This is a genomic window from Alteromonas sp. CH_MED4-4 (assembly GCF_037029575.1).
Lineage (GTDB): Bacteria > Pseudomonadota > Gammaproteobacteria > Enterobacterales > Alteromonadaceae > Alteromonas > Alteromonas macleodii.
Window position 1 is genome coordinate 131,964 of record NZ_JAYMEU010000005.1, and the last position, 14,773, is coordinate 146,736.

A 14,773-nucleotide genomic window follows, 5' to 3' on the forward strand; every position below is an offset into this window, starting at 1 on the left:
CGCTGCGTATAACCCTTTAAGCAAGGCAAGCAGCATTTTTTGTTTAATGAATTTTTCTGCAGGTAATTTCCAGCATTATGCAACAATCGCACATTCGTAACTTCAGTATTATCGCCCACATCGACCACGGTAAGTCTACGCTGTCAGACCGTCTAATCCAGCATTGTGGAGGGCTAACAGACCGTGAAATGGCTGAACAGGTTCTCGACTCAATGGACCTGGAAAAAGAGCGCGGTATTACTATCAAAGCGCAAAGCGTAACGCTGAACTACGAAGCGCGCGACGGTGAAACTTATCAGCTTAACTTCATCGACACTCCTGGACACGTTGACTTTACCTATGAAGTATCTCGTTCTCTTGCTGCCTGTGAAGGTGCGCTTTTGGTTGTTGATGCAGGTCAGGGCGTAGAAGCACAAACATTGGCAAACTGCTATACCGCTATCGAGATGGATATGGAAGTGGTGCCTGTACTAAATAAAATCGACCTGCCTCAGGCTGAACCAGACCGCGTTGCAGAAGAAATTGAAGATATTGTTGGTATCGATGCACTGGACGCTGTGCGCTGCTCAGCAAAAACCGGTATCGGTATTGAAGATGTACTTGAAGTTATTGTAAATAAAATTCCGCCGCCAGAAGGTGACCGCGAAGCGCCACTTAAGGCGTTGATTATCGATTCTTGGTTTGACAACTATCAAGGCGTTGTTTCACTGGTACGTATTGTCGAAGGCCAGTTGACCAAGAAAGACAAAATTCAAATTATGTCAAACGGTCAAACGCATCAGGTTGACAAAATTGGTGTATTTACGCCTAAGCCACTCGATACAGGCACATTAAGAGCCGGTGAAGTAGGCTTTATCATTGCAGGGATTAAAGATATCCAAGGCGCGCCTGTGGGCGACACCATTACCTTGGCTCGCGAGCCAGCTGATGCAATGCTGCCGGGCTTTAAAAAGGTTAAACCTCAGGTTTATGCCGGTATTTTCCCAATAAGCTCAGACGATTATGAAGATTTCCGTGATGCCCTTGCGAAATTAAGCCTGAACGACGCTTCACTGTTTTATGAGCCAGAAAGCTCTGCAGCGCTAGGTTTTGGATTCCGTATTGGTTTCCTTGGCATGCTGCACATGGAAATCATTCAAGAGCGTTTAGAGCGTGAATATGACTTGGGTCTTATCACTACTGCGCCAACGGTAATATACGAAGTAGAAACGACCAAAGGCGAAACCCTTACTGTAGATAGCCCGGCTAAGCTACCTCCGGTAAATGATATCGCTGAAATTCGTGAGCCTATGGTTGAAGCCAATATTCTTGTGCCACAAGAGTATCTAGGCAACGTAATTACACTTTGCGTTGAAAAGCGCGGTATGCAAACCAACATGACATACCACGGTAAGCAAGTGGCGGTAACCTACGAATTGCCAATGGCAGAAGTGGTGCTCGATTTCTTCGATCGTTTGAAATCTACGAGCCGTGGTTTTGCATCGCTTGATTACAACTTTAAGCGTTTCCAGACATCAGACATGGTGCGTGTTGATATTCTTATTAACGGTGAACGTGTAGACGCGTTAGCAGTAATTACGCATAGAGAAAACTCTCAAGGCCGTGGTCGTGAGCTGGTCGAAAAGCTTCGCGAGCTTATTCCACGACAAATGTTCGATATCGCTATTCAGGCGGCTATCGGTAACCATATCGTTGCAAGAAGTACAGTTAAACAGCTACGTAAAAACGTAATCGCGAAATGTTACGGCGGTGACGTAAGCCGTAAGAAGAAACTACTTCAAAAGCAGAAAGAAGGTAAAAAGCGAATGAAGCAAGTGGGTAATGTTGAATTGCCACAAGATGCGTTCCTTGCAGTATTGAAGGTGGGCAAATAATGGCGAATTACTTCTCCTTGATTTTGGTGGCACTCACCTTAATAACAGGATTAATCTGGCTAGTGGATAGCCTAGTGTTTGCACCAAAGCGAAAAGCACGTTTACAGGCTGCGGCAACCGCAGAAGGAGCGGGCTATGGAGAAGATCCTCAACTGCCGTACCTTGTTGATACTTCGCAACAGATTTTTCCTGTTATTGCTTTCGTATTGGTATTGCGTTCGTTTTTATATGAACCATTTCAAATTCCTTCAGGCTCAATGATGCCCACTCTGTTAGTGGGTGACTTCATTTTGGTTGAAAAGTTTGCCTATGGCGTGAAAGACCCGGTTTTCAGAAGTAAGCTTATTGAAACTGGCGTTCCAGAGCGTGGTGATGTGGTGGTTTTCAAGTACCCTGAAGAGCCTTCAATAGACTACATTAAGCGCGTGATCGGTTTACCGGGCGATACTGTGGTTTATCAAAACAAACAGGTTTATATCAAACCGAAGTGTGAGACTGGCAACAACTGTCCTAAATTGAAAGCCGTACCGCTTACGTTCCAAGAGCGTGGTGAGTTCGTACAGGACATGGCGCAGCTTATGCGTTACACCGAAGATTTAGGCACAGTAGAGCACGACATTTTGCGCCACCCAGTACGCGAGATATCGCCGGTTAATTTTTATACCCAGCCTGGAACGCGCAGCAATGAGTGGATTGTGCCAGAAGGTCAGTATTTCGTGCTAGGCGATAACCGTGACAACAGCCGCGACAGCCGTTTTTGGGGTTTTGTGCCAGATGCAAACTTGGTTGGAAAAGCGGTGGCGATTTGGATTTCATTTGAATTTGAGCGCAGTCCGTCAGACTTCCTTCCAACTTGGGTACCAACAGGTGTTCGATTTGAGCGAGCAGGTGGCATTCATTAATGCAGGGAATTGATAAATATCGTCGTCTGTACAAGGCGATAGGCTACACATTTACCAATGAAGCTCTATTGGAACAAGCACTTACTCATCGCAGTGCGGCTAAACAGCACAATGAGCGACTAGAATTTTTAGGTGACGCTATTTTAGGCATGATTGTTGGGGAAACGCTGTTTAAGCGATTCCCAACTGTGCCAGAAGGCAAACTCACACGAATGCGCTCTACTTTAGTTAAAGGAGACACACTGGCAGAACTTGCAAAGGAAGCCAGTGTGGGTGAACTACTTAACTTAGGGCCAGGTGAGCTCAAAAGTGGTGGTCATCGCAGAAGTTCGATTTTAGCCGATGCAGTTGAAGCTATTTTAGGGGCTATTTACCTCGATTCCGGTATGGACGAGGTTCGAGGCGTTATAGACCGTTTATGGGAAACCCGCATAAACAAACTAGACCCTAATGCCCACCCTAAAGACAGCAAAACTCGTCTTCAAGAGTTTTTACAAGGTCGTAAACAAGCGCTGCCAACCTATGAAGTGCTATCTATTTCAGGGAAAGACCATGCTCAGACTTTTGAAGTTAGCTGTCAGGTAGAAAGTCTACCAGAAGCGGTAGTGGCGTCTGGCAATAGCCGCCGAAAAGCAGAACAAGAAGCTGCTCGTTTAACATTGGAGAAGCTTGATGACAACGCATGATGAATCGAATTTGCCAGAAATGCCTGATATTCAAACTCGCTGTGGCCTAGTTGCCATAGTAGGTCGCCCTAATGTGGGTAAATCGACCTTGCTCAATCGCTTGCTAGGTCAAAAAGTAAGCATTACGTCGCGTAAGCCGCAAACCACGCGCCACCGCATTCTCGGTATAGACACCGATGGTGACTATCAAGCGATTTACGTTGATACCCCTGGGCTTCACCAAGACGAAAAGCGCGCGATTAATCGCTACATGAACCGCGCGGCATCAAGCTCTTTGGCTGAGGTTGGTCTTGTGCTTTTCGTTGTTGAAGGCGATCGATTCAACGCCGAAGATGAAATGGTATTAAGTAAGGTTAAACAAGCAAACCTTCCTTGCTATCTCATCGTAAACAAGATGGATAAGGTTGAAGATAAAGAAAACTTTATGGTTCACCTTAAAAAGCTTGGCGAAAAGCACCCGTTTGAGCACATGATCCCTATCAGTGCTAAACAGGGCCGAATGGTTGACGAAATTAGAGAGTTAGTGGCCAAGTCGCTACCTAAAAGTGAGTTTTTCTTCCCGGAAGATTACATTACTGACCGCTCAAGCCGCTTTATGGCTGCTGAAATCATTCGCGAAAAGCTTATGCGCTTTACCGGCGATGAACTGCCTTACTCTACTACTGTGGAAATTGAGCAATTCAAAATGGCAGACAATGGTGTTTATCGTATCAGCGGTCTGATTTTGGTAGAGCGTGAAACCCAAAAACGCATGATCATCGGCAAAGGCGGAAAGCATTTGAAAACCATTGGTGAGCAAGCGCGTAAAGATATGGAAAACTTGTTCGACAACAAAGTATTTCTAGAACTTTGGGTGAAAGTGAAACAAGGCTGGGCAGACGATGAACGTGCTCTGCGCTCTCTAGGTTACGGTGACGACAGTAACTTCTAGTTCACGCTAATATTATCTTTATAACGCTAGTTAGCTGTAACTGGCGTTATATTAGCACGTTATATTAGCAAAGATAGTGAGTCAGCATCCTCGCCAAGTGGCGTAGCCGTATGGTTTGTGGGCAACTACCTCAGTTAGATGCGCTTATGTGAGCATTTACACGGTGGTTTACTCACTCGGTTTCAACATCACTAGCAGGCACAATAACTTCTTTTTAGGAGCGGTATATGGCAATTTCAGATATGCGCAGGCAGTACTCAAAGGGCAGTTTGAGTGAGTCAGATATTACTTCAAGTCCATTTATCATGTTCGATAAATGGTTAAAAGACGCCATAGACGCCAAAATTCCTGATCCTACTGCAATGACGGTTGCCACCGTCGATGCCAGCGGCCAACCCTCTCAGCGTATCGTTTTGTTAAAAGATGTCAGTGAAAAGGGCTTTGTGTTTTTCACTAACTTAGGCAGCCGTAAGGCACAAGAGTTAGCGGTAAACCCTAAAGTGTCGTGCCACTTTCCCTGGTTTTTTATGGAGCGTCAGGTTCGCGTATGTGGCAGCGTTGAAAAGCTTTCTGTTTCTGAGAATGCTGCTTATTTCTTTTCGCGACCGAAAGACAGTCAGCTAGCAGCGTACGCGTCAAAACAAAGCAAACCTATTGGCAGCAGGGAGCTTCTACTGACCCAGTTTAAGCAGTTAAAAGATAAGTTTGCTAACAAAGAGCTTCCCGTGCCGGACTTTTGGGGCGGTTTCAGGATCGTGCCTCATCAAATTGAGTTTTGGCAAGGTGGAGAAGATAGGCTACATGACCGCTTTGAATACAACAAAACTGAAGATGGCGCGTGGGTAACACAGCGCCTTATGCCGTAGGGAATACGTTCACCTTTCGTTCCCGCTAAAGTACTTCACTAGAATGTGAGCCCGTTTAACTATTGAGCTTGTAGATAGCGTGCGGCGAGATAAGTAACAAGGAGGCATCTAAACCGTGATTGATAGTCATTGCCATCTCGACTTACTTGCACAAAAGAAAGATCTTAGAGTTGCATTAGAAAGCGCCAAAGCCGCAGGGCTTACCCGCATCATGGCGCCTAGCATTACCCCCGAATCTTGGCAGGCGTTACAAGCGCTCAATGAACGCTTTGAAAGCCTTTTATCTATTGATACTGCGCTTGGACTCCATCCTTATTTTTTAACTGGCAGAGAGCTTGAAAAGCCAGAGCAAACACTCAAGAAGAGTCTTCGTCAACTTGAGGACGCTACGGCTAACTTGCACCCTTCGGTAAAAGCCGTGGGGGAAACAGGTATCGATGGGCATATAAGCGTGCCATTAGCGCTTCAAAAGGAAGCGCTACATAACCATTTGAAACTTGCCGATAAAGTATCGTTACCCGTAATTTTACATCACAGAAAAAGTCATCATCTGCTAGTTGAAGCATTGAAGCAAACCAAATACCAGGGTATAGGCGTTGTACATGCTTTTTCAGGAAGTATTGAAGCGGCCAAAGGGTATATTGAAAGAGGGTTTTACCTAGGTATAGGCGGTACGATTACCTATGAGCGTGCTCAAAAAACACGAAACACCCTTGGGTTTTTGTTAGAACACCATTTTGATAAATTGCTTTTAGAAACGGATGCCCCTGATATGCCCATGTGCGGTAGACAAGGAGAAGCAAACGAACCTCGTTATTTATCAGATGTCGTTGATGTTATAAGCGACCGCTATGGCATGTCACATAAAGAAATAGTGTCCACCACCACAGCGAACTACACTCGACTATTTAATATTGATGCTGGAAGTGAAGCATAGACTTCCAAATTAGCTATCTAGCGCTTCTCTTTATTTCTTTTTGATTCGATTACCTGAATAAACCATGGGCGAGATTTATAAAAGGCCCGGGTTAGGTAAATACCTAGCATGAGCGCTAAAAAGACGAGAATGCACGCAATAAGAGCAAGCTGGTAACGCAATGTCAGTGGACTCTCGAGGACAGCCTGCGTGTTCATGTGAATATTCACATAACCTAGTAAATTTTCATTATCGTCAGTGATAACGCCAACATAGGTTAGCGGCGTTACACTTTGCGACTGACTCATCGACACCACACTGGCAATTTGAGGCAAAGGAGCAATATACCTCCCGTCCTTATCAAACACAGACAAGGCAAGAATGTGTGGCTCGTCGACCAAAATAGAGGCGACACTTTCAATATACTCCCGTTGAGTGAGAGTATCAGATAGCGCGGAATCTACATTGTTCTCAGTTTCCTGATTCGAAAGTGCGTCAGCGATAAAGGCAGGTTGTAGCAGTTTTGCATACTGCCTTGCTATGCTCTCACCAGAGAAGCGAGTTTGCACGGTAAGCCAGTCGTTTTGGTATTGTTGGAATAACAGAAGCAATACCACTATCAAAGCAAACACCGCACTCACTACTATTGTGTGGAACAATCGCTTTAGAACTGTGTACAACGAATGCGAGTCATTCTTTGTTTGTGAAGCTGCTTTGCTTAGCCCGTCTACCAATTCGCTTTTCCATAAAGTCACGAGGGTTGCCTAACAGTAGGATAATTCGAAATAATTTAAAAGGAGATATTTTATTAGTTAGCCTAATTGGTTAGCATTAGAGCACCATTTGCCAATCACCGCAGTTTCTGTGTGCGTTATGAAAGACACTCTTCTTAATAATATCGATAATGACGATATCCATTTAGCTTCTTTTTTGTCTCATGTAGTTAGCAATAGTCACAACGACAGTGCGTATTCACATACGTTAACCGTTATTGGTCAAGCTGTAACACCTTATCTACTGCACAGCGTTTTAATTAAACTCAACGATGTGTTTACTCCTTCTAGCGCTGCTTTCCATCATTTACACAAGCAAATGGGGGATGATGTAATAGAAATTAGAGGTGCTTTGCAAAACACTGAACTTGAGCAGATTAAGCCACTGCTGGGCGACGTATCCAAGGCATATAATGTTGATGTTGGTTTGCAGGGCTCTCGCCCCTCATTGTCTGAGCCAGGACTACTGGTCATGGACATGGATAGCACTGTCATCGCGATTGAATGTATCGATGAAATAGCTAAATTGGCGGGTGTTGGCGAGCAGGTGGCAGAAGTTACCGCTAAGGCAATGCGTGGAGAAATTGCGTTTAATGATAGCTTAACGCATAGAGTGGCCTGCTTGGAAGGCGTGCCAGTTAGTCACCTTAATCAAATTCGTGACAGCATACCTATCATGCCCGGCATTCAAGCCTTGCTTACTCACTTGAAACAGCATAATTGGAAATTAGCGATCGCCTCAGGTGGATTCACCTTTTTCGCTGACCACCTAAAAGCAAGGCTTGGACTCGATTTTGCCATTTCTAACACGCTTGCGGTGAAAAACGAGCAGCTGACTGGAAAAGTAGAGGGTGAAATTGTCAATGCAGACGTTAAGGCGCGAACCGTAAACGCCCTTGCCGAGAAGTGGCAAATTTCAGCCAAACAAACCGTTGCTATGGGTGATGGAGCTAACGATTTGGTCATGATGGCTGAATCAGCGCTAGGCGTGGCGTGTCACGGTAAGCCACTGGTTAATGAAAAGGCGGATGTGGCAATCCGCATTGGCAGTTTACATAGCCTTCTGTATTTTCTAGACAAGTAGTTAGCGAGAGTCTGTAATACAAGCGTTAGTTTTGGGGCAATAAAACTAGCGCTTCACACTTTATCGGTTACCTTTCACCAGCCACAAGTTTCCAAAATCTTGTGATTAAAATCCTCCCGTGATGGGTCTTAACCTACGGGCTCATTTAAATTGATAGGCTTTGCTATTTCACTACGCGTTGCGCGCAATAGCTTTAGGTTGAACCGCACTTTTTAACGTTTTATTTGCCGTGATGTCTTCCACTGTAAAGCCGTATCTTATAAGTACTTCATCTGTGACATCGACCAGGTGAGAGCACGCTGCAATACTCCACATTTTCTTCTCTAGCTCACGGGCCCGGTGCATGGCGTACATGGTGACGTAATTGATTTCCGTTTGCAGCATGGTCATGTCTGGCTTGCCAGTTGTGGTTAGCATGACATGAATAGCTACGAACTGGCCGCGAACCATAGCTTCTCTAATAAACGCTCGGCGCTGCTCGTTATTTTCGAATTTATCGGAATAGCGAGGAATGATCGCCATTCGCGGCTCTTTTTGTGATGCATCGAATGAGATAAATAATTCCTGTCGCAACGGCATATTTTCAAGCTTAACGGCCTTAATGCCACTTTGTACAAAAGGTATATCTTGTTTTCTGTCTCTAAAGAGAAACTCTAAATTCACTTGCCCACGTTCGGCGTATTGCGTGGTTAGGGTGGTTATGCGTTCGTCCTGCTTTCCGACAATACAAGCCTGTGGAGTGTAGCGAACACCTTCCTTACTCATTAAGAAGGATAGGGAAGTAGCGTTTCGCGCATTAATACAACGAAGCGCCTGTCCCATGCCTGGTACTTCTTCTTCGTCGTTCTCTACTTTAAGGCTGCCTTTGTTCTTTTTAATCAGTTCTTCAAAGAAGTTTCTAGCACTTTTGCCTTCGTCGCCCGGCATAGTTTTTAAATGAAGAATGTTCTTGTCGACGTTGTGATAAATGATTTCGTATTGCAAATGCATGACATCAAAGGAACTGGCAATTTCTTGCAGACGAGGGAAGGCGACTTCTACTTTGCCCTCTAAATTACCTTTATATTCTTTGCTCAACTCTATACGAAGTCCAAGTCCATGCACCGAAATATCTTCGCTGATCCCTTTGTGCACCAGTTCTTCATTATTGAAGCGAGCTTCAATTTGGGTTCTCAGCTGATAGCGACTTTCAATGCGTTGCTCTTCATATTTAAACCTGACAACCTGAACATTCGAAGGAGCGCGATTGCGCGGATGCCCAAAATTTCGCAGATGAGAGAGGTTTTCTCGATTAAACTTAAACTCGTTGTAAGTCTCTTGCCCTGTTACTGAGGTTACATCGGTTACGTGTGCCAAGAATCGCAGGTTTTTCAGCTTTGACATTAGTCGAGCCGATGGCGGAGTGTTCAGTTTTTTAACTTTATTACCTACAGAATCCGGAATGGAAAGCGGAATATGGGCCTGCTCAGGGTCAACCTCTGTTAAGGTTATTTTAAATACACGCCAACTCGCTTTTTTAGAGCCAAACCCTAAAAATACTCGGGTTAGTACGTCTTTTTGCAAGAGTTCCTCGTAAGACGCTGAGTAAAAGTAGACCTTGTCGTTCTGCAAATGAGTAAAACTAAATACGAAAATCTCTCTTACTTCTTCTGACTTCTGCAATAAGCGCATAAGCCTTTCCTGGGTGAGTAAGAAGTTCAATCGACAGTTATCGTCTTCGTCTTGCCAATACTGTACGGTTTCGCGGTTCACTTCGTTAACCATAGCAAACCGAGGAACCAGCGTTTTATTAATGACGTCTATATACACAGGCAGCGTGGGGCTACGCGGCGAAAAGTACTGCTCACAAATTTTACTGGTAATCGCCTCAATCGTATTGCTCATATTAACTTTATATCGGCGTTTATTGCCGTGTATAAAGCTTTCTAAGAATTTGTCGAATGCGGGGCTTGGCTTCTCTTTATCTCGTTGCAAGGCAAGATAGTTAACATCGTTTTTAGTTATTATATTTACGAGCTTATATGCAATGCCATTCTTTTTGTCCATGGCAAATTCATTCTCTAAGCCCCTAAAGAATATAAACAGCGTTTCTCCTTTTTTGAAAAACGCGTCTTTAGAGAGTTTTACCTGTAAGCCTTCAAGAGATATATCAACACTCAAACCGCGCATTGATTGATTGGCGCTATTGAATAATTCTACCGCCACAGCGAAGTTCATGCGTTCAGCGTTGCGCTGTCTGTAATCAAGCAAGTTTACGGTAGGAACTTTAAACTGCTCCAATACTGCTGAGCGCTTTTTGAGTTCAGGATTTTCTTTATCAGCGCGTTCTTGTGCGAGTTCTTTTTCGCGCATTAAGCGAAAGTTGTTTTCGGTGTTTTGTACCGCTTCGTAAACACCGTAAGTATATCGGCCAAATACCCTCAACTGCTCTTCAAACTTGTCAACAGCGACGTCATCCATGTAATGGCTACGTCCTTCGTGTACATATTTATTGCACTTTCCGTCAACATGACCACGCAAGTCTATGGTGCGCATACAGGGTTTGGCTAGGCGTTTCACTTCCATTTTGATGAGGAAGCGCTTTTCTTTCGGCACATCAGATGCAGTTTGAAGCAATACCTGGTTAAACTCAGGCTCATTAACCATGGGCTTTAGCTGTTCAATAATATCAGCATATTGCTTTAAATCTTGACTCATGAATGCGCAACTTTGTTGTTTAGTATCATTATTTTAGTTGTTATCGGCAAATCAGCAAAACTCATTAACCCCTAAAGTCGTTATACTTTTGTACCGTTTTACCGGAGGAGAACTGACCTTAGGTTTGTGCTTAATTCACCGTTGTTAAGTGTTAGAATACTCTTTTTAAGCAATGGATAAAACTGGAATATGGCAAAACGTAAAACTGCTTATGTGTGTTCTGACTGCGGTGCAGAGTTCCCTCGCTGGCAAGGTCAATGTTCGGAGTGTAAAGCGTGGAATACGATAAGTGAGTTTGTGGTTGCAAGTGCCAAAAGTGTCGCACGCCAAACCACGTCAGGCTATGCAGGGCAAACCGCTGCCAAAATTGAGACATTAAATGCAATAGATCTCGAATCACTACCGCGATTCTCGTCAACATTTAAAGAGTTAGATAGAGTGTTAGGGGGCGGAATAGTCCCTGGGGCAGCTATGTTAATTGGTGGCTCGCCAGGAGCGGGTAAGAGTACGCTTCTGCTTCAAGTAATGTGTCAGATGGCAAAAAGTGAAACCGCGCTTTATGTCACAGGGGAAGAGTCGCTTCAGCAAGTCGCTATGCGAGCAAAGCGCTTAAATCTACCTGACGACAAGCTTATGATGTTAGCCGAAACAAACGTGGAAACTATCTGCGATTTAGCGCTTACGAAAAAGCCTAAAATTATGGTTATCGACTCTATTCAGGTGATGCACGTGTCAGACGTTCAGTCTGCGCCAGGCAGTGTGTCGCAAGTACGAGAAAGCGCGGCGTATTTAACGCGCTTTGCCAAGCAAAATCATATTGCTATGTTCATTGTTGGCCATGTAACAAAAGACGGTAACTTGGCGGGTCCGAAAGTTCTTGAGCACTGTATCGACAGCTCTATGATGCTAGAAGGAGAAAGTGATGGTCGCTACCGTACGCTTCGAAGTCATAAAAACCGCTTTGGTGCGGTAAATGAGCTCGGCGTGTTTGCCATGACAGAAAAAGGCCTTAAAGAAGTAAGCAACCCATCGGCCATATTCTTAAGTCGAGGTGACAATGAAACGCCAGGGTCTAGCGTTATGGTTATTTGGGAGGGCACCCGCCCGTTACTTGTAGAAATACAGGCGTTGGTAGACTATTCGCAGATGTCGAACCCAAGGCGAATTGCTGTAGGGTTGGATCAGAACCGTTTGTCTATGCTGCTCGCGGTTTTGCATCGCCATGGCAATGTGCAAATGAACGATCAGGACGTTTTTGTCAACGTGGTAGGCGGTGTAAGAGTATCAGAGACCAGTGCAGACTTAGCCTTATTATTGGCCATGATTTCAAGCTTTAGAAATCGCTCGCTGCCCAGAGATTTAATTGTATTCGGCGAAGTCGGGCTAGCCGGCGAGATTCGCCCGGTTCCTAACGGAACGGAACGCATTATCGAAGCAGCGAAACATGGTTTTAAGCGGGCGATCGTGCCAAAAGCCAATGCGCCTAAGCAAGCCATTAATGGTATGAAAGTGGTACCGGTAGCGCGCTTATCTGAGGCGTTAGACGCGCTTGAGTAATGCAAAAGGCTGAACATTTAAGTAAAGTGTTGACGGTGCTTGTTAAATTGAAAGGCCTATTAAATGGGCCTTTCCTGCATTAAACGAGTGAAATGCGTTTTTTAGAGGTTAATGTGGCGCCTGATAAACCGCATTAACTAATGCATTCAGGTCTTTCTCTTCAATACTGGCGTCGTCGCTGTTTAAGGTAATTAAACGGCGAAGGGCGCTAATGCTGTCTACATCCATTCGCTCAACTTTACAGCCTAATGAAACCCATTCTTTCCTACTGTCGGCATGACGATACAACTGCGAAATAGAAAGGGTTATTACAGGACTGTCTTCATTTGCTTGGAAGGTAGCAGTGTAAGGGTCGTGACTGTCAAAAGGTAAGTGTGACAACGCCGTTTCGGTAGCTTGAAGTTTAATGCCTTGAAGCGATACGTCGCTGACTACCACATCAATACTAACGTCATTGTGTGCCAGTGTGCCATTTACATTCAGTGACACCCGTTGAAATTGGCGCTTATCCGTCATTTTTCAAATACCCAGTTATCATTAACGCTGTTATATCAGTCCGCGTAGATAATTGCCCACTGAGTGGGTAATGACCTATGCGGACTGGTATTAGTATTGGCTAATTTGCGTGGGTTCGCAATGAAAAGCGAACAAATAAAAAAGCCGCTATCAGCGATAGCGGCTTTAAGGCGTAAAGCAGAGATACAGATCTTACATCTCTGAATTTGTGTTATTTAGACATACGCTTATATTTAAGGCGGTGCGGTTCAACCACATCTTGTCCAAATTCTTGCTTCAACCAGCTTTCGTAGTCTGAGTAGTTACCTTCGAAGAAGTTGATGTTACCTTCATCGCGGTAATCCATAATGTGTGTTGCTACACGGTCTAGGAACCAACGGTCGTGCGAGATAACCATGGCACAGCCTGGGAACTCCAACAACGCGTTTTCCAAGGCGCGAAGTGTTTCTACGTCTAGGTCGTTGGTTGGCTCATCCAGTAGCAATACGTTACCGCCCGCTTTAAGCAGTTTCGCAAGGTGAACACGGTTACGCTCACCACCTGACAAGTCCTTAATAAACTTTTGCTGATCGGTGCCTTTGAAGTTGAATCGGCTGCAGTAGGCGCGGCTGTTAATTTCAAAGTTACCAATGCGGATAATGTCTTGCTCGTCAGAAATTTCTTTCCATACGGTGTTGTTTTCGTTCATGTGGTCACGGAACTGTTCTACCGCAGCAATCTGAACGGTTTCACCTAAGTCGATGGTACCTGAATCAGGTTGTTCAGCACCAGTGAGCATTCTGAACAAGGTTGATTTACCCGCGCCGTTTGGACCAACGATACCTACAATGGCACCCTTTGGTACTTTAAACGTTAAGTCATCGATAAGTACGCGATCGCCATAAGACTTTTTAAGGTTGCTTACTTCAATAACCTTGTCACCTAAGCGCTCACCTGGCGGGATGAAAAGTTCGTTGGTTTCGTTACGTTTTTGGTAGTCGCTGGTAGATAGTTCTTCAAAGCGAGCCATACGAGCTTTACTTTTAGCATGACGACCTTTTGGATTAGAGCGAACCCACTCAAGTTCCTGTTTCATGCTCTTCATACGCGCCGTTTCGGTGCGCTCTTCCTGTTCAAGTCGGTTTTCTTTCTGTTCCAACCATGAAGAGTAGTTACCTTCCCATGGAATACCTTCACCACGGTCTAGTTCTAAAATCCAACCCGCTACGTTATCAAGGAAGTATCTATCGTGGGTAATAGCGACCACGGTGCCTTCATAATCGTGAAGGAAGCGCTCTAGCCATGCGACTGATTCTGCGTCCAAGTGGTTAGTGGGTTCGTCTAGAAGCAACATTTCAGGCTTCTCTAGAAGCAGGCGACACAGCGCCACGCGGCGGCGTTCACCACCTGATAGTTTGCTTACATCCGCATCCCACGCTGGAAGGCGAAGTGCATCAGCGGCACGCTCTAAGGCATTTTCTAGGTTGTGACCGTCTTTGGCTTGAATAATGGCTTCAAGCTCACCTTGCTCTTTTGCAAGGGCGTCAAAATCAGCATCCGCTTCTGCATAGGCTGCGTACACTTCATCAAGGCGAGTCAATGCGTGTTTAACGTCAGCTACGGCTTCTTCAATATTGCCGCGAACGTCTTTTGTTTCATCAAGCTGAGGTTCCTGCGGAAGGTAGCCCACTTTTAATCCCGGCTGAGGGCGCGCTTCACCCTCAATATCGGTATCTACGCCAGCCATAATGCGAAGTAGGGTTGATTTACCCGCACCGTTTAGACCTAGCACACCAATTTTGGCACCAGGGAAAAAGCTAAGAGAGATATTTTTTAAAATGTGTCTGTTTGGTGGGACGATTTTGCCCACGCGATGCATACTGTAAACGTATTGCGCCATGCTCTATCCTCGCTGAATAAGCGGTGAAAAATAAAAAAGTGATTGTGGTCTATTCTACTCGTAACAGGGTAGTTTGTGCCAGTTACTTACGC

Annotated in this window: 12 protein-coding genes; 8 read left to right on the top strand and 4 right to left on the bottom strand. The window is 44.9% G+C overall.

Annotated features, from left to right (window positions below):
* The first annotated feature begins 77 nt into the window (after positions 1–77).
* The 6 genes from lepA (at position 78) to WA381_RS05590 (ending at position 6,196) form a co-directional block, all read left to right on the top strand.
* Positions 78–1,874, top strand: coding sequence for a translation elongation factor 4 (gene lepA, locus WA381_RS05565; RefSeq protein ID WP_014950105.1), 1,797 nt, complete (start codon positions 78–80; stop codon positions 1,872–1,874).
* A complete protein-coding gene (gene lepB / locus WA381_RS05570; RefSeq protein ID WP_014950104.1) occupies positions 1,874–2,776 on the top strand; it encodes a signal peptidase I in 903 nt (300 codons plus the stop codon). The genes lepA and lepB overlap by 1 nt, the downstream gene beginning before the upstream one ends.
* The gene (gene rnc / locus WA381_RS05575; RefSeq protein ID WP_014950103.1) at positions 2,776–3,462 is read left to right on the top strand and encodes a ribonuclease III; all 687 of its coding nucleotides are present in this window, start codon (positions 2,776–2,778) and stop codon (positions 3,460–3,462) included. Before lepB ends, rnc begins: the two co-directional genes overlap by 1 nt.
* 19 nt (positions 3,463–3,481) lie before the next feature.
* A complete protein-coding gene (era, locus tag WA381_RS05580) occupies positions 3,482–4,393 on the top strand; it encodes a GTPase Era (RefSeq protein ID WP_014950102.1) in 912 nt (303 codons plus the stop codon).
* Between the two features lie 227 nt (positions 4,394–4,620).
* On the top strand, positions 4,621–5,259 hold the full coding sequence (gene pdxH / locus WA381_RS05585; protein WP_014976992.1) for a pyridoxamine 5'-phosphate oxidase: 639 nt from the start codon (positions 4,621–4,623) through the stop codon (positions 5,257–5,259).
* A gap of 115 nt (positions 5,260–5,374) precedes the next feature.
* Positions 5,375–6,196 (top strand): TatD family hydrolase, encoded by an 822-nt coding sequence (locus tag WA381_RS05590; RefSeq protein WP_156086647.1) that lies wholly within the window; start codon positions 5,375–5,377, stop codon positions 6,194–6,196.
* A 17-nt stretch (positions 6,197–6,213) separates the two neighbouring features.
* Here the strand turns inward: WA381_RS05590 and WA381_RS05595 are convergent, their stop codons facing one another.
* Complete coding sequence (locus WA381_RS05595; RefSeq protein ID WP_014950099.1) at positions 6,214–6,930, bottom strand: hypothetical protein; 717 nt, start codon at positions 6,928–6,930, stop codon at positions 6,214–6,216.
* A gap of 118 nt (positions 6,931–7,048) precedes the next feature.
* Between WA381_RS05595 and serB the strand changes: the two genes are divergently transcribed.
* Positions 7,049–8,032 carry a phosphoserine phosphatase SerB gene (gene serB / locus WA381_RS05600; RefSeq protein WP_039231744.1) on the top strand — a complete coding sequence of 328 codons (984 nt, stop codon included), beginning with the start codon at positions 7,049–7,051 and terminating at the stop codon, positions 8,030–8,032.
* 171 nt (positions 8,033–8,203) lie between these two features.
* On the opposite strand, the gene WA381_RS05605 is transcribed toward serB, so the two are convergent.
* Positions 8,204–10,729 carry a PilZ domain-containing protein gene (locus WA381_RS05605; protein WP_156086646.1) on the bottom strand — a complete coding sequence of 842 codons (2,526 nt, stop codon included), beginning with the start codon at positions 10,727–10,729 and terminating at the stop codon, positions 8,204–8,206.
* A 189-nt stretch (positions 10,730–10,918) separates the two neighbouring features.
* Between WA381_RS05605 and radA the strand changes: the two genes are divergently transcribed.
* Entirely contained in the window at positions 10,919–12,286 is a 1,368-nt protein-coding gene (gene radA / locus WA381_RS05610; RefSeq protein ID WP_014950096.1) for a DNA repair protein RadA, read from the top strand.
* A 108-nt stretch (positions 12,287–12,394) separates the two neighbouring features.
* On the opposite strand, the gene WA381_RS05615 is transcribed toward radA, so the two are convergent.
* Together WA381_RS05615 and ettA are read right to left on the bottom strand one after the other, a co-directional pair.
* On the bottom strand, positions 12,395–12,802 hold the full coding sequence (locus tag WA381_RS05615) for a PilZ domain-containing protein (protein ID WP_156086645.1): 408 nt from the start codon (positions 12,800–12,802) through the stop codon (positions 12,395–12,397).
* 211 nt (positions 12,803–13,013) lie between these two features.
* Complete coding sequence (gene ettA, locus WA381_RS05620; RefSeq protein WP_014950094.1) at positions 13,014–14,681, bottom strand: energy-dependent translational throttle protein EttA; 1,668 nt, start codon at positions 14,679–14,681, stop codon at positions 13,014–13,016.
* Positions 14,682–14,773 lie beyond the last annotated feature (92 nt).